The sequence below is a fragment of the Moraxella oblonga NBRC 102422 genome (assembly GCF_001598275.1).
Classification (GTDB): Bacteria; Pseudomonadota; Gammaproteobacteria; order Pseudomonadales; family Moraxellaceae; genus Moraxella; species Moraxella oblonga.
This window is the reverse complement of the sequence record NZ_BCYQ01000003.1, coordinates 11,581-29,665: the sequence shown is the minus strand read 5'-3', so window position 1 is coordinate 29,665 and position 18,085 is coordinate 11,581. Positions and strand designations below refer to the sequence as shown.

Sequence of the window (18,085 nt, the reverse complement as noted above, 5' to 3'; positions counted from 1 at the left end):
CCAAAAGCCCGCCTATTTGGTGGGTTTTTATTTTTAACCATTACATTTTTAAGGAAAAATCATGTCCGATTTTGCTCTTACCGCCCTCTCTCCGCTTGACGGTCGCTATGCTAGTAAATGCGATGCTTTGCGTCCTTATTTGTCTGAATTTGGTTTAATCCACGCTCGTGTTACCGTAGAAATTCGCTGGTTACAAGCCCTTGCCAATCACCCCGAAATCACCGAAATTTCACCATTCTCGGCTGACACCAATGCTCGCTTAAACGCCATTATTGACAATTTCTCACTTGAAAATGCCAAGCGGATTAAGGAAATTGAACGCACCACCAATCACGATGTGAAAGCGGTGGAATACTTTTTAAAAGAACAAATTGTAGGCATTGACGAACTTAAAAACGCTAGTGAATTTATTCATTTTGCCTGTACATCAGAAGATATTAATAATTTATCGCACGCCTTAATGCTAAAATCAGGGCGAGATATTTTAATTCAATCTATGCAAGCCATCATTGATAATATTGCAAACTTGGCAGAAAAGTATGCCGATGTACCAATGCTCTCTCGCACACACGGTCAAACAGCCAGCCCAACCACACTGGGCAAAGAAATGGCAAATGTGGCTTATCGCCTCTATCGTCAAATTAAGCAATTTAAATCGGTAGAATTACTCGGGAAAATCAATGGCGCAGTTGGCAATTATAATGCCCATTTGTCCGCTTATCCTGATATTGATTGGGCAAAACATAGCCAAAATTTTGTAGAAAGTTTGGGTTTAACCTTTAATCCTTATACCACACAAATTGAACCGCACGATTATATGGCAGAGCTGTTTGATAGCCTACGCCGTTTTAATACCATTTTAATTGATTTTAATCGTGATGTATGGGGCTATATTTCACTGGGTTATTTTAAACAAAAATTAAAAGAAGGCGAAGTGGGTAGCTCGACAATGCCCCACAAAGTCAATCCCATTGATTTTGAAAACAGTGAGGGCAATTTAGGCATTGCCAATGCAGTTTTGGCTCATTTAGGTGAAAAATTACCCATTTCACGCTGGCAGAGAGATTTAACGGATAGTACGGTTTTGCGTAATATGGGCGTGGGCTTTGCTCAAAGTTTGATTGCCTTTGAAGCCTGCTTAAAAGGGATTGGTAAATTAGAACTCAATGAACAGCGTTTGGCAGAAGATTTGGATAATGCTCAAGAAGTCTTAGCTGAACCGATTCAAACAGTGATGAGACGCTATAATGTTGAAAAACCTTACGAAAAACTAAAAGCACTCACTCGTGGGCAAACAATGACTCGTGAAATGATGGTAGGTTTTGTCAGTGGTGATGAATTATCGACTGTACCTCAAAATGATAGAAACCGTTTGGCAGAATTAACCCCTGCAACCTATATTGGTAATGCCAATGAGCAAGCAAAGCAATTAAAAGACCATCTAAAATAGTTTTTAACCTTATTTAAAAATAGGTACTCATACAAAAAGTATGCTGTAACAAAAACTAAAAAGGCAACTTGAACAAAAGTTAGTAATTTAGGGTTATGAAGACACAAATTACCATTACTTGCTCAAGTTGCCTATCTGCTAGTATAAAGAAAAATGGCATAAAAAGCTATGGTAAGCAGAACTATTTTTGTAAACACTGCCACCGACGGTTTGTTCATCATTGACAGCTTACTTACAAAGGTTGCCAAGCTTGCATAGATGGCAAAATACACCTAATGTTGGCTCGTGGTTGTAGCATTGCTGACAGTATGATACTAGAACAGGTCAGCAAGGGTAAAGGTTTCATTGTAATAAGACCTAAATTCTAGATGAAATTTAGGTCTTATTTTGGCATTTTTAATAAAAATTACAAGCTTAAACTTACCAATCTAGGGCAATTGTATGTCAGAATATGCTAAGACACTGCCACGACGCATATAAGATAAGTGGCTGGGATTGGGGTTTGCATTTTAAGTTCCTTATTCCTTTTAGTGTGGAGTGTAGGGTGCGTAGAACGCACCGTTTTGGTGAATTTTTAATAGTATATATCAATCATCTTACTTTTATTAATTTTTACTCATTATCTGCATTAAAAATTTTTTAACTTCAGGATATTTTTTATTAGCTTCATTTAATATATTTGTAATCTTAAGATTGCCAGATACATTCAATTTTGATGCAACTCCACCTTTCATATTTGGAGAGGAAAAACTTAGAGAACCTAAACCATCAGGATTTTTGCTTTTTAATAACAAATCCATAATGGCCAAGATACCATCATTTGCAAAACTCTTATTTTGTAAATATTTATCTAATTCTTTAAAATTAAATTTAGATAAATTTGTTTTTTCATTTAGTATCAGCATAGATAGTTGAAAAAATAATTCAGGGTAGATAAAATCTTCTATTTCTAAGTTACTTTTCACTTTTTGTAAATTTTCCAGATCTGGTAACTCACCATAAACATTAGGAATAAATTGACAATCAACTTGAATATTTTTAAAAGTCTTTCGTTTAATCAATTTGTAACTTTCTCTACCAGCACTATCATTGTCAAATAACACAAGGATATGAGGTTTCTTTTGCAAATTAGCATACCAATCATCATAGAACTGTAGCTGAACGTCATATTTATCAACTGAATTTATTGAAAAAATTCTTTTGTTTTTTATCCCAAAGAACTGACATAATTCAGTAATGTATTTTTTGTCGCATTCTCCTTCAACGAAAATGTTATACTGGTCTAATAGATCTGTTTTATCTTCCTCAAGACCTAGGTATTCTCTAATTTTTTTCGCACCATCTTCTTGCGATAAATCTATGGCAATTGTATTAATAGGGTTAATATAAGTTTGGGTTCTCTTATAAAATTTTTCTTCACTAATTTCTTGATCTAATAGAATCACATTTCTTAAACTGGAATAATCTATAAACTCAGGAGAATGAGTAGTAACAATTACTTGATGCTTTTTAGCTATATCATATAGAATAGTTTTGAGTTTTAATTGAAGTCCTCTATGTAAAAAAGCATCTGGTTCATCAATACAAAAAATAACATGTTTTCTAGATAGTTTCTCAATAATTTTTTGATGCAATAGTATAAATCCTAATTTTTGCAAACCAGAACCCTTTGTATCATTGTTAAAACCAGCTTTATCATTAATATGAAAACTAATATCCGCTGATATTAAATCTTGGAATTTTTTCACTTCCGCATTACTTTTAAACTCAACAGACCAATTTTCATTAAATCTTTCAAAAAGTGGGTTTATTTCCTCTGCCAATTTACTTAAAACGTCTATTAATCCTTTATTGTATTTTTCAAAAGAATCTTTTAGCTCCCCTTTAAGACCAGAAAACCTAGATTTATCAAATTCAATTTCATATACATCATTAATAATAATATTAATTAAATCAGGAAAGGAAATATTAATAGCTGGAATATAAAAGAATGCAATATTCTTTAATATTTCATTAAATTTACTTTCTGGTAAACTACTTTTTGAAGTATTTTTACCAACTTTATTAATTAAAGTGCATTTGCTTTCTATATTAATTTTACCATCTTTTTTCTCAATATTTCTGATTAATTCGTATGTTTTTCCATTACCATCGTCAAATTGCAACTGAATTTCCGTCGCTATAGACCCTCCTCTTGTATTCTGTACCATCGTCAAATTGCAACTGAATTTCCGTCGCTATAGACCCTCCTCTTGTATTCTGTTTTAAATACGGAGTGTCTTTATCAAAGATATAGCTATTTGGATTAAAAAATAAATTCAATGCACGCAATACATTTGTTTTTCCAACATTATTAGCTCCACAAATACTAATAAAATTATGATTGGTATCAATTTCTAGTTTAATATCATTGATAGAACGGAATCTTTTTATGACAATATTTTTAAGTTTCATTTCATCACCTTTGATTGGATAGTACCATGGCAAAATTATTCTACAACAATCACTATCTATTTTAACTGACAGACAGCACCACGCTATCTGTCGATTATACCACAATTTCTTACGCCTATTAACTTAGGAATTTACTCGCAAACTCCCTTAACACGCCCCCCCCCCCCGCCTTATAAGTTTTCACATCGCTATCTAGGTGGCATAAGACAGGCACTTTTTCAATATCGCCATTTTTGCGTTCAATGACAAGCTCTAATTCACAGCGAGCTGAAATTTCCCCTTGTACCGCATAAATTTCTGTACCATCTAAGTTAAGGGTATGGCGATTTTGACCGTTTATAAATTGCAGCGGCAACACGCCCATTCCCACCAAATTGGTGCGGTGAATGCGTTCAAAGCCTTCTGCCACAATCACTTCCACGCCAGCCAAACGCACGCCTTTTGCCGCCCAGTCTCGGCTTGACCCTTGCCCATAATCCGCCCCTGCAATGATGATAAGAGGTTGTGAGCGGTTCATATAAGTTTCTATTGCCTCCCACATTCTCATCACTGTGCCATCTGGTTCAACTCGTGCCAGTGAGCCTTGTTTGATTGTACCATCAGCGTTTTTGACCATTTCATTAAAGAGTTTTGGATTTGCCAAAGTCGCTCTTTGTGCGGTCAAATGGTCGCCTCGGTGTGTGGCATAAGAGTTAAAATCTTCCTCTGGCACGCCCATTTTGGCAAGGTACTCGCCTGCGGCTGAATTTTTGACAATGGCATTAGAGGGCGACAAATGGTCGGTGGTAATATTATCAGGCAAAATGGCAAGCGGTCGTAAGTTTTTAAGTTCACATTCTTTTGCCAATGCTCCCTCCCAATAGGGTGGACGGCGGATATAGGTGGACTTTTCACGCCAATTATTCCGACCAACCTTGCCCATCAATATACAATTTTTCAGGTTTTGGTGGGTTATAACGACATGGCGAACCCAACTGGGAAAATTGTCCGCCCCATTTACGATAACCTTGTGTATCTAAGTGTATCGCCCCTGTGGCATAAATCCCAAGCCCAAAACGGTGTCTCTCACCATTAGCAATCCAAAACTGACACAGTTTGTTTTGTACATTATACAACTGCCAACTACCCACTTCATAATCAGGCACCCAAATATCCATCGCACCATTGGTCATGTGCTTACTTCCGACTGCCCCGCCTGCACAACGGTTAAGGTCTGGATTGCGATAGACAGAGCGAATCTGAGTGTTGGCTGGCAAAATACCACGCTGACGTAATTCATTATAAAGACGAATGGTGGGTAACATTTGCCCCCACAGTTCTTTGGGCGGTACTTGATAAGGGTCATAACCACATTCTTGCCATGAACGAGCGGTGGTTAAAAGCTCACGCATTGGCGGCACATTGTTTGCACCCAAATAATAGGTCAAAAAACGTTGATATTCGGTAGCAATTTGGCGGTTATAAGCACGTTCATTGAGCCATTTTTGATAATCAGCTTCTGTGCCTACCTGACGCTCTATCTCATGGCTATGTCCATCATGGTCATGGTCGTCAAACTGCACTTGGTTGTTTGGTTTGGGTGTTACTGATGTTTGTGCAATGATTGGAGAGGGTGTATGTGTAGAGGCAGTTTCTTGCTTTTTGTTGTTCCATGAAAAAAGACCTGCATGAGTGGTGAGAGGCAAGGATAACAACAGCAAAGTGGCACAATATTTTTTCATAACAAATCGCATAAAATGGTAATATGTACTATTATACTACCAAAATTATTAAATATGGATTAGAATAATGCGTTTGTTTGTGTACTTTTATTGCAGACAAATGATACTTAGTAACATTTTAAGCCATTTAAGCCCCTAATTTCTTATGACCAATCAACAGTACCGCTTTTCTCGGCAAAGCCATCACTTTGTTAGCAAAGACACAGAAAACAATCTGTGGCAACGCATTCATATTGACCCCTGGCTGACTTTATTGCTTTTGAGTATCTGTTTTATCGGCTTGACAGTATTGTACAGTGCCTCCACTCAGGATATGGCGATGATTACTCGTCAAATGGTGAGTTATGGCATTGCTTTTGTGGTCATGGCGATGATGGCTCAAATTCCACCGAATTTTTATCGCACACTCACGCCTATTTTTTATGTGCTAGGATTGTTTTCATTGGTATTGGTAGAGCTGATTGGTGAGGTGCGAATGGGGGCAAAACGTTGGATTGACATACCTGGATTTGGTAGTGTTCAGCCATCTGAGTTTATGAAACTTGGTATGCCCATGATGTGTGCATGGTATTTATCCAAGCGAGAATTACCACCCAACTTAAATACCATCTTAACCACCCTTGCAATCATCATTGTGCCAGTGGTGCTTATTGCCAAAGAACCTGATTTAGGAACATCGATTTTAGTCATGGCAAGTGGGGCATTTGTCTTGTTTTTGGCAGGATTGCCTTGGTGGTTTATTGGCGGTGCATTGACATTGCTTGTGCCATTTTTGTGGATTATGTGGCATTATCTCATGCATGATTATCAAAAAACAAGGGTCTTAACACTCATGAATCCCGAAGCTGATTCGTTGGGGGCAGGCTGGAACATTATTCAATCCAAAACCGCCATCGGTTCTGGAGGTCTGATGGGCAAGGGCTATTTGGAGGGTACACAGTCGCATTTACATTTTTTGCCAGAAGGTCATACAGATTTTATTGTGGCGGCATTTAGTGAAGAATTTGGCTTTGTGGGCGTGATATTTTTATTATTTTTGTATGCTTGTTTACTGATTCGTTCTTTTTATATTGCCTTTGTCAATCCTGATATTTATTGCCGTTTACTTGGCGGTGCATTGACATTATCATTTTTTGTGTATATTTTTGTTAATATGGGCATGGTAGGTGGTCTTTTACCTGTGGTGGGTGTACCCCTACCGTTCATCAGTTATGGCGGTACGGCGATTGTTACACTGATGGCGGGATTTGGTTTATTAACGTGCATACATACACACCGAAACATTCCATAACAGACATGAATTTGACTATTTTTATAAAATGGGTTATATTAATAATAACCCCTTTATAAAATAGGTATTTGTTGATGAAATATGACAATTTAAAAAAGATTGGTTTTGCCAGTATTATTGGAGCAAGCCTACAATTGTCTGCTTACGCCAACAACGCAAATAACACAGACATTGATAAGGTATTGGGCGAATTAACCAGTCAACACAATAACGCCTCAAATTTGGTAAAACAGGCACGCCAGCCCACATCTTTGGCATTAAATAGCGTGCTTGCCAGTCAACCAGTCGCCAAAAAGGAGAGTGATGGCGATGTCATTCACCAATTGACGGCGGTAGCGTCTAGTGCGGTCAGTAAATTTAAGCAAAATGGCATTGCTTCTTGGTATGGTCGCCAATTTCACGGCAAACCCACCGCCAGTGGTGAGACCTTTGATATGAATGCTCTGACAGCGGCTCATTCTAGCCTGCCCATGAACTGCTACATCAAGGTTACTAACAAAGACAATGGTAAATCTGTGGTGGTGCGTGTCAATGACCGCCCACAAAGTAGCCGTACATTGGATTTATCTTATGGTGCTGCCCAAAGGATTGACCTAAAAGACATTAGCAATGTTGTGATTGAACGTGTGGATAACCCCTAAATAATTGATTAAAAAAACCAAACTCAATATGGAGTTTGGTTTTTTGTTTTTAAAAATTTAAAAAAACAAAAAAGGGAAATTTATCATTTCCCTTGTTTATTTTATTTAAATCCGTCTTTTAACCCAACAATCTGATTAAATACAGGCTTGTCGGCAGTATGCTCCACCCTATCCGCCACAAAGTAGCTTTCACGTTCAAACTGGAATTTTTCATCAGGATTTGCCTGTGCCAATGATGGCTCAACCACAGCATTGATGATTTGTACAGAGTTGGGATTGATGTGTGTTAAAACCCATAACGTATCATCATCTACATCTGGATTTTGTGCCTTGATGTTGTTGATGTATTCTTCTGAAATTTCATCATCTTCAAAAAGCAGATGTTCATAAAGTCGTACAGTGGCAGGCACACCATGTGTGGCAGATACCCAATGAATCACACCTTTGACTTTGCGACCTTCGGGGTTATTGCCAAGCGTTTTTTCGTCAATGGTGGCAATAAGCTCCATCACCTCGCCACGCTCATCGCAAATATGCTCCTCCACTTTTAGCACATAACTATTACGCAGGCGAATCTCGGAATTTTCTGGTGAGAGGCGTTTATAACCATCTGGGGGTGTGATTTCAAAATCAGATTTGTCAATATAAATCGTCTTGGTAAAGGGAATCTCTCGTTCGCCATTATCAGCATGAGGATGTTTGGGCTGGGTCAGCCACAGCACGCCATCATCAAGGCGAGCTTTGACACTGTCTTTTTTGAGTGTTGCAAAATTTGCCACCGCCTCATCAAAATTTTTGATGGTAACTTTAAGTGGGCGAAGCACCGCCATGCCACGACTTGCACTATTTTCTAGGGCATTACGAATACTAAATTCAAGCTGACTAAAACTCACCACACCGTCTGCCTTAGACACGCCGATGCGTTCACAAAAATCTCGTAAGCCCTCTGGTGTATAGCCACGTCGTCTCATGCCTGCAATCGTTGGCATGCGTGGATCGTCCCAACCTGACACCACACCCATTTCCACAAGACGTTTAAGTTTACGCTTGGAAGTTAAGGTATGGTCAATGTTAAGACGGCTAAATTCGTATTGACGAGGTGGCACATCAAAACCCACTTTTTCTACCACCCAATCATAAAAGGGACGATGGTCTTCAAATTCTAGCGTACAAATGGAATGTGTGATGTTCTCAGTAGCGTCTGACAATGGGTGAGCATAGTCATACATCGGATAAATACACCATTTATCGCCTGTTTGGTGGTGGTGGGCGTGAAGCACACGATAGATGACAGGGTCTCGCATGTTCATGTTGGGGTGATTCATGTCAATTTTGGCACGCAGTACTGCCTCGCCCTCTTGGTATTTGCCGTTTTTCATGTCGTCAAAACGAGCCAAATTCTCATCAATCGTGGCATTACGTTGTGGTGATTCCACAGACGGCTTACCAAAACCACCACGATGTTCACGAATTTCATCAGGTGTTTGAAAATCCACATAAGCATCGCCTTGTTTGATAAGCTGTATCGCCCATTCATAAAGTTTGTCAAAATAATGAGAGGCATAACGCACCTGACCTGCCCAGCTAAAACCAAGCCACTCTACATCTGCTTTGATACTATCCACATAATCCTGCTTTTCTGCGGTTGGGTTGGTATCGTCAAAGCGTAGGTTACACAGACCATTAAATTCTTTTGCCACCCCAAAATTTAGACAAATGGATTTGACATGACCGATATGCAAATAGCCATTTGGTTCGGGTGGAAAACGAGTAATGATACTGTCGTGTTTGCCAGAGGTCAAGTCATCACGAATAATTTGGCGGATAAAGTTGTTTTTTTCAGTGCTGATGTCGCTCATGATTTTTTCCAAAATTTTAAAAGGGTAAATTCGGTTATTCTAGCATAATTTTTTAAATAAACATAAAGTTTTCTTGCTGAGTATTCAACAAAATGGTACAATTATAAGTACTTATTTAAGGAGAAAATCATGCAAGTAATGAATTATAGTGAATTTCGCCAAAACCTTGCCTCCGCCCTTGATTATGTCGAAGACGCGCACGCCCCTGTGATTGTTAAACGAGGCAAGACTTCGGCGGTGCTAATTAGTCTTGACGAATACAATACCCTTAAAGAAACGGATTATCTTTTATCAAATCCTGCCAATGCCGAACATCTTATGCGTGGCATACAGGCAGTAAAAGACCGAAAGCTTATTCAAAGGGATTTGATTGATGATTAGTTGGTTTGATGAGGCATGGTCAGACTATTTGTACTGGCAAGGTCAAGATAAGAAAACCTTAAAACGCATTAATGCTTTGATTAAAGACTGTCAGCGTAGCCCTTTTGATGGCATTGGTAAACCTGAGCCGTTACGCCATAATTTGACAGGTTGCTGGTCAAGACGCATTGATGATACCAACCGTTTGGTTTATTGTTATGAAAATGAGACGCTCATCATCATTTCATGTCGTTACCATTATGACTCATAAGTTTTTGCCAAATTATTGGTAAGTTGATATAATAGCCACCAATTTTCACTTCCCCTAAGGAATTCCTATGGACATGCCTGTTGTACAATTTGACACCACACACGGTGCGATTGTTATTGAACTTAATGCCGAAAAAGCCCCTGTTACGGTCGCCAACTTTTTGGACTATGTAGAAAGCGGTCATTATGATGGCACGATTTTTCATCGTGTGATTGATGGCTTTATGATTCAAGGTGGCGGTATGGACGCTGATATGAACGAAAAGCGTACTGGCACCCCCATCAAAAACGAAGCGGACAACGGTCTTAAAAACGACATTGGCACGATTGCCATGGCTCGTACCAGCGACCCACACTCTGCTACTGCCCAATTTTTTATCAATGTCAAAAATAACGACTTTTTAAATTATAGCAGTCCAACTCCACAAGGTTGGGGCTATGCTGTATTTGGCAAAGTAACTGATGGTATGGACGTAGTCAATCAAATCAAAGGCGTACCGACTGGGCGTTATGGCTATCACAGTGATGTGCCCACCACGCCAATCGTGATTAATTCTGCCAAAGTGATTCATAAATAATCCAACCGCCATTGGCTAATTTTTGATAAAATAAGGGCGATTTTCTCGCTCTTATTTTTTTGGCTTACTTTTTTTCATAATACACAAATAAAGGTTTTTCGTTCGTGGTGAGCTTGTTAAACCATGATGAAAAACCGTTACCCTTTAACTAGGCTTAGGGCGAATGGTTTTTATACGGTTTTGATATGAATTGAGTATAATTATGCAAAATTTTGACCACCTGTTAACCACACGCCCCCATGAGATTCATACGGTATTTGTTAGTGATTTGCATTTATCGGACAGCACGCCTGCCCTAAATCAGGCGTTTTTGGTGCTTTTAAAAGATTTGACCGCCTTGCCAAATCTGCAAAGGTTATTTATTTTAGGTGATTGGCTGGACGGTTGGATTGGTGATGATGATTATTTAAGTTTAAATGATGATGAAAAGCAGACACATTTTTTGACACCAATTTTAACTGCTTTGAAAAATTTATCTTTTAAAACAAATATTTATGTTATGCATGGCAATCGTGATTTTACCATTCGTCAAAGTTTGTGCGATATTTTTCATGGCAAACTCATCAAAGAGCCGTATTTTTTGAAACTAGATAAAACTTATCGCCTTGAACATGGCGACCGTCTGTGTACTGATGATGCACATTATCAGCGTTATCGCAAAATCATACAAAATCCCATCATTTCATGGTTTTTATTAAAACAACCACTCGCCAAACGCCGAAAACTTGCCCAAAAAATCAAACAAAAATCCCAAGATGATAAAACTCAAAAATCCACCGCCATTATGGACGTCAATGCGTTGGCAGTAAAAAATGCCTTAGATACTTGTGATGTGCTGATTCATGGGCATACGCACAGACCATATATACATATTGAATATACCAAGCAAAGAATAGTGCTTGGTGATTGGCACAAAGATGGCAATACCATTCACGCAATCATCGGAGCTGTGGTGGCAGATGAGTTGGACTTGTGGGAATTTATCACAAGTTGAACATGGCGTTAATTTTGTAGTTTTATGCCCATCATGTCAAGTAGAGCCTGCGTCCCTGACGAACGGGTGAGTGCAGGGTTGATGACCAAGCCTAGATGTCGTTGCAGTTCAATGTCGTCTTTCATGTCAATTTTTACCAAATCCTGATTGATGAGTGTTTTTGGTAATACTGACCAGCCAAGCCCTACCGATACAAGCATACGAATAGATTCTAAGGGATTGGTACTCATGGTGGCATAGGGGTGCAGGTTATGTTTGCCAAACTCAGCAAGGGTAATCTGACTGGTAAATGTCGTGGCAGATGGTAAAATGGCAGGCGTGCGAGCCAGTTTTAATAAAGTAACATCTGTTTCTTGGGCAAGTGGACTAAGTAATCCTGTTACAAAATAAAGAGGGTCAGACCAAAGCGTATGATATTCCAAACGCCTATCAAAGGTGGGTGGTAAGGTCAAAAATGCCAATGCCACTTCACCTTCAATCACCGCCTTATGGGCAGTCTCACTATCCATGAATTTAACCTCAACTTGCACAGCAGGGTAGGTTTGGATAAACTGCTTTAACATGGGGGGCAAATGGTGTAAGCCGATGTGATGGCTTGTGCCTATGACAAGTCGCCCTGTCGCCACTTCTTTTGAATAAAGCAAGTTGGCTTTACAAATATCATAATCTTCAAGCCATTTTTTGGCATAGGGCAAAAGCTCATGTGCCGATGCAGTAGGGATAATGCCACGCCCCACCGCATCAAACAGCGTAACGCCAAACTCTTCTTCTAGGCTTTTAATGCGTTTGGAAACGGCAGGTTGGGTAATAAAAAGTTTCTCGGCAGCCCCAGAGATACTCCCAAGTTGCATGACAGTCAAAAAAGTGGATAGGTTGGTGGTGTTCATCTTTTTTTCATAAAAAAATGGATTGTATCTTTATATTATAACAAATTTTTGATTGATTGGAATGGATTTGTTTACTTTTTGTTATGTTTTATGGCTATCGTTCATTTTTGCCTTATGTTAAAATTATCACTCCCTATCAACAACAATATCACGATGACTACCACCGCCCCCACCTTTGTACAAAAATTCACCGTTGCCATGATTGGCTTTTTTGCATTTTTGCAAGTGTATTCAGTACAAGCGATTTTACCCATTTTAAAAACAGATTTGAACGCTAGCGAAGTCCAAATCGGCATTGCGGTAGGGGCAACGGTCATGGCGATTGCGATGATGTCGCCTTTTATGGGTATGCTGTCAGACGCATTTGGGCGTAAGAGGTTTATTGTTGGCTCTTTACTACTTCTTGCCATACCAACATTGATGATAGGTATGGCAAACTCGGTAGATGGTCTTAGTTTTTGGCGGTTTTTACAGGGGCTTAGCGTACCAGGGATTACGGTGGTACTCATCGCCTATATCGGTGAAGAGTACAAAGACCATTTGGCAACCATGATGAGTCTGTATGTGGCTGGGACTGTACTGGGGGGATTTAGTGGGCGGTTTTTTGCAGGTCATCTACATGAACTTATCGGCTGGCGGTCAGGCTATGTTGTGATGGCATTTTTGACACTGGTGGGGGCGGTATGGGTATTAAAAACACTGCCAACATCAATCAATTTTAAAAAAAGTGAAAATTTTAGTAAAGCTCTACGCACACTACTGTCTCATACCAAAAACCGCCATGTGATGAGTGCTTGCTTGCTTGGTGGGTGTGTATTGTTTAGTTTGGTGGGATGTTTTACTTTCATCAATCTACATCTGTCTGAAAATCCTCATCATCTAAGTGCTTCCCAACTTGCCAATATTTTTGCGTTATATTTGATTGGCATGGTGATTACGCCACTATCTGGCAAGCTCATTGCTCGTTTTGGCATGACAAATACCATTATTTTTGCGGTTAGTTGCTCAATGATGGGCGTACTCATCACGCTAACCACACCACTTTGGCTCATCATTGTTGGGCTAACTGTGATGTCATCGGGTGTTTTTATTACCCAATCGGCGACCATTAGTTATATCGCAAGCCATGTCAATGAAGGACGTTCGCTTGCGTCTGGACTGTATTATATGGGTTATTATGGTGGAGGGAGTATTGGTGCTTGGGTATGTGCGATTGCTTACAAGTACGGACAATGGACATACACCGTTATGACAATAGCCATCGTGCAAGTGATGGCGTTGGCAGTGGTAATGCTTTTGATGAAAAAAGCAAAGGAGTAAGCATCACCATCACTTGCATTTATTAATTTTCAAGGCAAATCGCCACCGAATTGATACAATATCTAAGTCCTGTGTCGGTAATACCATCATCAAACACATGACCTAAATGCCCACCACAGTTGGTGCAAGTTACCTCAATGCGTCTCATGCCGTGCGACAAATCAAGTGTTTCGGTCAAAGCGGTGTTGTTGATGGTTTTATCAAAACTTGGCCAACCACAACCAGAGTGAAATTTACTGCTACTGTCAAATAACTGGGCATGGCAACCTTTACAATGATAAACACCTTTATCAAATACGTCTGTATAAAAACCTGTAAAGGGGCGTTCTGTGCCTTTTTGACGTAAGACATAGTATTCTTCTGGCGTTAGGCGATTTTGCCAGTCATGTTCGCTCATGTGGGCGATGTCACTAGGAGTTAGGCTGGGTGAGGATGATGACATGATTTTCTCAAAAATTAAATAAACACAAAGTTTAGCATAAAAGTACGATGGAGCAAATTGCTTTTTGTAACTAAAAAGTATCATAAGGCGTAACTGATGAAATTTGGAGATATGTATGATACTGTCTTGTATGGTAAATCTCATGGTAGCATTTGTTGTTAGTGCCAATATTTCTAAGCAAAAGACCACCAAAGTAGAGATGTATTTGGTACTAGCAATCACTCTAATCTCATTATTTACCTATGTGTTGGTTGCCAGTTTTTGGGAATTTTCTTTACAGGTGGCGACACTTGTTGGGCTTTTTAGCAGTATGTTAATAACCAACCGATATTATGAATTACTTGGATTGTGATAAAGTCAAATAATCAATCACCTTAATTCCACTAAAATCCCCTTGCAAAATTACCCAATTAGGCGTATGATAGTTGCAATTTTTACTTGCAAAATTTTATCATGTTTAGCGAAAACTCACAAAATCGCACCACACAGGGTGAACGCCTAAAAAGTTTACGCAAAGCCAAAGGTTTGTCCGCCCAAGCCCTCGCTGATTTATTAAATGCACATGGTGCTTCTGTTAGTCGTGGAGCGATTGCCAACTGGGAATGTGGCAAAAACGGCATCAATAGCAACAAACTTCCTGCGGTTGCTTTTGTGTTAGGTACGACCGAAAGCTATCTTTTAACAGGCAACACCACACCATACCATACTGATTCACATGAGAATGTAAGCAGTTTTACAAATACCTCAACTCATCTTAACAATCACAAGGCAACTTTTATGACTCCCTTAAAAAAATCCACCAAACTTGCCAATGTCTGCTATGACATTCGTGGCGAACTGCTACAAACCGCCAATCGTATGGAGGCAGAAGGTCAGCGTATCATCAAGCTTAATATCGGCAATCCTGAACCGTTTGGGTTATTACCGCCTGATGAAATAGTGCAAGATGTGGCAATGAACTTGCAAAATGCCTCTGGCTATTCAGATTCTAAGGGTATTTTTTCAGCCCGTAAAGCAATATTGCAATATTACCAAGCAAAAGGGTTGCTATCAGCCACCGATGTCAATGATGTATATGTCGGCAATGGCGTGTCTGAGCTGATTGTGATGACCTTGCAAGCTCTCTTAAATGACGGTGATGAGGTGCTTATCCCCATGCCTGATTATCCATTATGGACAGCCTCTGCCAATCTTGCAGGCGGAAGAGCGGTACATTATCGTTGTATAGAAGAGGATAACTGGCACCCTGATTTGGCGGACATTGAGAGTAAAATCAACGAAAAAACCAAAGCCATCGTCATTATCAACCCCAATAACCCCACTGGCTCAGTATATAGCAAGCAAATCTTGCAAAATATTGCTGATTTGGCGGTTAAATATGGTTTGGTCATCATGGCAGATGAGATTTATGATCGTATTTTGTATGATGATGCCATTCATACACCGATGTGTACCATAACTGATAAGACGCTTGTTTTGACCTTTAATGGTTTATCAAAATCGCATCGTATTGCAGGTTATCGTTCAGGTTGGGTCATGCTTTCTGGTAAAAAAGACCATGCCACTGATTTTATCGAGGGACTTACCATGCTTGCCAGTATGCGACTGTGTGCCAATGTGCCTGCCCAGCACGCCATTCAGACAGCCATGGGGGGTTATCAGTCTATGCAGGCGTTGACCGCACCAACTGGGCGATTGTATAAACAGCGTGAAATGGCAGTTTCTCGCCTTAATGCCATCAAGGGCATTAGTTGCACTAAGCCACAAGGGGCGTTTTACTGTTTTGCTAAAATTGATAGGGAAATTTATCCCATTGAGAACGACATGACCTTTATGATGGAATTGTTAAAAGAAGAAAAGGTGCTTATGGTACAAGGCACAGGCTTTAACTGGGATAAACCCGATCATTTTCGTGTTGTTTTTTTGCCAAATTTGATAGATTTGGAGGACGCTATGGATAGATTGGAACGATTTTTTGCTAAAAAACGCAAAGAATTTGGCACAGATTAGGATGTGTTGAATATTGGTATTTGCAATGAGAAATGAGAAAAATTGCACGTTTTTCAAGGGAAAAGTGAAGTTTGATAGTTATTCTATCAAACAAACTTTTGACGAAGAAAAACAAGATTTAGCCATTTTTCATGCAAAAATTAATAAAAAGCGTTAAAGTTTAATCGTTTTTATAAATATACTTAATTCATATCAAAACCATACAGCAAAACCGTTCGTCCTGAGCTATGCCTGCGGGTGGTTTTCCGTTATGGTTCGACAAGCTCACCACGAACGAAAAACCTTTGTCTGGTTTTGAATAGAATTGACTATAATGTTATCAATGTTCAGCACACCCTCCTAGTTATTCATCTAATATATTTTTAAAAAATCGTCAAAACAATGATTATTTTGACGATTTTTATACTAAATTAACCAATACGACATCAACTGCGATAATCCGCATTGATTTTTACATAATCATAAGATAAATCACAAGTATATACAGTATCAGTACATTCGCCTTGTCCAAGCTCAATGTGAATGGTGATTTCAGGACGACTCATCACGGTTTGCCCTTGTGATTCGGTATATCCATCTACTAATCCGCCACGTTCATAAATTTTCACCTCATCTAATGACACGCAAACTTTGGCTTGGTCAAATTCTACACCTGCATAACCTGCTGCCGCCAAAATTCGCCCCCAGTTAGGGTCAGATGCAAAAAATGCTGTTTTGACTAGCGGTGAATGAGCTACCGCATAGGCAATTTTGGCACAGTCATCAGTACTTTTGCCACCTGATACTTTGACAGTGATGAATTTGGTTGCTCCCTCACCATCTCGGACAATGAGTTGGGCGATTTTTAACATGACTTCTTTAATGGCTTGATAAACTGTCTGATAGTGAGGGTGATTTTCGTTATCAATACATTCACCCACTTGACCTGTGGCGATGAGTGTGCAGCAATCATTGGTTGATGTGTCGCCATCAACAGTAATGCGGTTGAAAGACTGGTTGGTTAAGTGAGTGAGCATTTTTTGTAATAATTTTTGGTCAATACACGCATCTGTTGCCACAAAACCAAGCATGGTTGCCATGTTTGGGCGTATCATGCCAGCTCCTTTGCTGATGCCTGTTACGGTATAGGTTACACCATGGATACTGGCTTGCACACTATGTCCTTTGGGGGTGGTATCAGTCGTCATAATGCCATATGAGGCATTGAGCCAGTTATCTTTTTTTAAATTTTCAATCGCTTTGTCTAGTCCTACGATAATCCGTTCGCTGGGCAATGGCTCACCGATGACACCTGTTGAATATGGCAAAACCTCACTGATAGACACACCCATTTTATCTGCCAATGCCTGACAGGTGCTTTTGGCTCTGTTATAACCATCTTGCCCAGTGCCTGCATTGGCATTGCCTGTGTTGATGAGTAGGTAACGCGGCGTTTGTATTTTAATAAATTCTCGTACAATTTGTACAGGACTGGCACAAAATTGGTTTTGGGTGGTTACAACAGCAACGTTTGCATCTTGACAAATCTCAAAAATTGTCAAATCACGGCGGTTAGCATATCTGATGCCTGCCTCACATACACCAATTCTAACTCCATCAATGGGTAGTAAAGGTACCAAACTAATATCACCGACTGGCATAATAGCTCCTTAAATGAATTTAATGATTTTCCCCTATTCTACCAAAATCTGTTTTGTTTGGTGAATGAATTTTTTGGGATTTTTAAAGTTTTTTGTTTATTATTATAATTTTTGGATTTAATCTGGATTATGTTAAATAAATTTGAGTTTAAAAGATAATGAATTTTT

Annotated in this window: 18 protein-coding genes and 1 pseudogene; 11 read left to right on the top strand and 8 right to left on the bottom strand. The window is 39.3% G+C overall.

Translation table 11 applies throughout. From position 1 onward, the window contains the following. Positions 1-61 precede the first annotated feature (61 nt). Together purB and MOB01S_RS12920 are read left to right on the top strand one after the other, a co-directional pair. The gene (purB, locus tag MOB01S_RS00515; protein WP_066800002.1) at positions 62-1,450 is read left to right on the top strand and encodes an adenylosuccinate lyase; all 1,389 of its coding nucleotides are present in this window, start codon (positions 62-64) and stop codon (positions 1,448-1,450) included. A gap of 95 nt (positions 1,451-1,545) precedes the next feature. Further along, complete coding sequence (locus tag MOB01S_RS12920; protein ID WP_157073848.1) at positions 1,546-1,674, top strand: transposase-like zinc-binding domain-containing protein; 129 nt, start codon at positions 1,546-1,548, stop codon at positions 1,672-1,674. A gap of 381 nt (positions 1,675-2,055) precedes the next feature. On the opposite strand, the gene MOB01S_RS00510 is transcribed toward MOB01S_RS12920, so the two are convergent. The 4 genes and pseudogenes from MOB01S_RS00510 to MOB01S_RS12975 all read right to left on the bottom strand — a co-directional run bounded on the left by MOB01S_RS00510 (position 2,056) and on the right by MOB01S_RS12975 (position 5,208). Next, a complete protein-coding gene (locus MOB01S_RS00510) occupies positions 2,056-3,615 on the bottom strand; it encodes an ATP-dependent nuclease (RefSeq protein ID WP_066800000.1) in 1,560 nt (519 codons plus the stop codon). Further along, complete coding sequence (locus MOB01S_RS00505) at positions 3,605-3,904, bottom strand: AAA family ATPase (RefSeq protein WP_066799997.1); 300 nt, start codon at positions 3,902-3,904, stop codon at positions 3,605-3,607. Before MOB01S_RS00505 ends, MOB01S_RS00510 begins: the two co-directional genes overlap by 11 nt. A 118-nt stretch (positions 3,905-4,022) precedes the next feature. Then, positions 4,023-4,805: pseudogene (locus MOB01S_RS00500) on the bottom strand (Fe/S-dependent 2-methylisocitrate dehydratase AcnD); the annotation flags it as partial. Continuing rightward, positions 4,804-5,208, bottom strand: a complete 405-nt coding sequence (locus MOB01S_RS12975) for a D-Ala-D-Ala carboxypeptidase family metallohydrolase (protein ID WP_439646408.1) — start codon at positions 5,206-5,208, stop codon at positions 4,804-4,806. The gene MOB01S_RS12975 and the pseudogene MOB01S_RS00500, both read right to left, overlap by 2 nt. A 562-nt stretch (positions 5,209-5,770) precedes the next feature. On the opposite strand from MOB01S_RS12975, the gene rodA reads away from it, so the two are divergent. Together rodA and MOB01S_RS00485 are read left to right on the top strand one after the other, a co-directional pair. Further along, positions 5,771-6,916, top strand: a complete 1,146-nt coding sequence (gene rodA, locus MOB01S_RS00490; protein ID WP_066799989.1) for a rod shape-determining protein RodA — start codon at positions 5,771-5,773, stop codon at positions 6,914-6,916. A gap of 74 nt (positions 6,917-6,990) precedes the next feature. Next, a complete protein-coding gene (locus MOB01S_RS00485) occupies positions 6,991-7,557 on the top strand; it encodes a septal ring lytic transglycosylase RlpA family protein (RefSeq protein ID WP_066799986.1) in 567 nt (188 codons plus the stop codon). Between the two features lie 101 nt (positions 7,558-7,658). Here the strand turns inward: MOB01S_RS00485 and MOB01S_RS00480 are convergent, their stop codons facing one another. Next, positions 7,659-9,416: a glutamine--tRNA ligase/YqeY domain fusion protein gene (locus MOB01S_RS00480; RefSeq protein ID WP_066799983.1), complete on the bottom strand. Its 1,758-nt coding sequence runs from the start codon at positions 9,414-9,416 to the stop codon at positions 7,659-7,661. Between the two features lie 129 nt (positions 9,417-9,545). On the opposite strand from MOB01S_RS00480, the gene MOB01S_RS00475 reads away from it, so the two are divergent. From MOB01S_RS00475 to MOB01S_RS00460, 4 genes are all read left to right on the top strand, one after another. Then, on the top strand, positions 9,546-9,797 hold the full coding sequence (locus MOB01S_RS00475; RefSeq protein ID WP_066799980.1) for a type II toxin-antitoxin system Phd/YefM family antitoxin: 252 nt from the start codon (positions 9,546-9,548) through the stop codon (positions 9,795-9,797). Next, positions 9,790-10,047, top strand: a complete 258-nt coding sequence (locus MOB01S_RS00470) for a Txe/YoeB family addiction module toxin (RefSeq protein ID WP_066799977.1) — start codon at positions 9,790-9,792, stop codon at positions 10,045-10,047. Before MOB01S_RS00475 ends, MOB01S_RS00470 begins: the two co-directional genes overlap by 8 nt. A 67-nt stretch (positions 10,048-10,114) precedes the next feature. After that, positions 10,115-10,624, top strand: a complete 510-nt coding sequence (locus MOB01S_RS00465) for a peptidylprolyl isomerase (RefSeq protein WP_066799974.1) — start codon at positions 10,115-10,117, stop codon at positions 10,622-10,624. 202 nt (positions 10,625-10,826) lie between these two features. Then, positions 10,827-11,618, top strand: a complete 792-nt coding sequence (locus MOB01S_RS00460) for a UDP-2,3-diacylglucosamine diphosphatase (RefSeq protein WP_066799971.1) — start codon at positions 10,827-10,829, stop codon at positions 11,616-11,618. A gap of 8 nt (positions 11,619-11,626) precedes the next feature. Here MOB01S_RS00460 and MOB01S_RS00455 read toward each other — a convergent pair whose 3' ends face one another. Beyond that, the gene (locus tag MOB01S_RS00455; protein ID WP_066799968.1) at positions 11,627-12,505 is read right to left on the bottom strand and encodes a LysR family transcriptional regulator; all 879 of its coding nucleotides are present in this window, start codon (positions 12,503-12,505) and stop codon (positions 11,627-11,629) included. A gap of 153 nt (positions 12,506-12,658) precedes the next feature. Between MOB01S_RS00455 and MOB01S_RS00450 the strand changes: the two genes are divergently transcribed. Beyond that, positions 12,659-13,825: an MFS transporter gene (locus tag MOB01S_RS00450; protein ID WP_066800164.1), complete on the top strand. Its 1,167-nt coding sequence runs from the start codon at positions 12,659-12,661 to the stop codon at positions 13,823-13,825. A gap of 22 nt (positions 13,826-13,847) precedes the next feature. On the opposite strand, the gene msrB is transcribed toward MOB01S_RS00450, so the two are convergent. Next, complete coding sequence (gene msrB / locus MOB01S_RS00445) at positions 13,848-14,267, bottom strand: peptide-methionine (R)-S-oxide reductase MsrB (RefSeq protein WP_066800162.1); 420 nt, start codon at positions 14,265-14,267, stop codon at positions 13,848-13,850. A gap of 115 nt (positions 14,268-14,382) precedes the next feature. Here msrB and MOB01S_RS00440 point away from each other — a divergent pair, with 115 nt between their 5' ends. After that, the gene (locus tag MOB01S_RS00440) at positions 14,383-14,619 is read left to right on the top strand and encodes a hypothetical protein (RefSeq protein WP_157073846.1); all 237 of its coding nucleotides are present in this window, start codon (positions 14,383-14,385) and stop codon (positions 14,617-14,619) included. 101 nt (positions 14,620-14,720) lie between these two features. Continuing rightward, positions 14,721-16,277 carry an aminotransferase class I/II-fold pyridoxal phosphate-dependent enzyme gene (locus tag MOB01S_RS00435; protein ID WP_084349553.1) on the top strand — a complete coding sequence of 519 codons (1,557 nt, stop codon included), beginning with the start codon at positions 14,721-14,723 and terminating at the stop codon, positions 16,275-16,277. A gap of 425 nt (positions 16,278-16,702) precedes the next feature. Here MOB01S_RS00435 and argJ read toward each other — a convergent pair whose 3' ends face one another. Further along, positions 16,703-17,917 carry a bifunctional glutamate N-acetyltransferase/amino-acid acetyltransferase ArgJ gene (gene argJ / locus MOB01S_RS00430; RefSeq protein ID WP_066799963.1) on the bottom strand — a complete coding sequence of 405 codons (1,215 nt, stop codon included), beginning with the start codon at positions 17,915-17,917 and terminating at the stop codon, positions 16,703-16,705. Between the last annotated feature and the right edge of the window lie 168 nt (positions 17,918-18,085).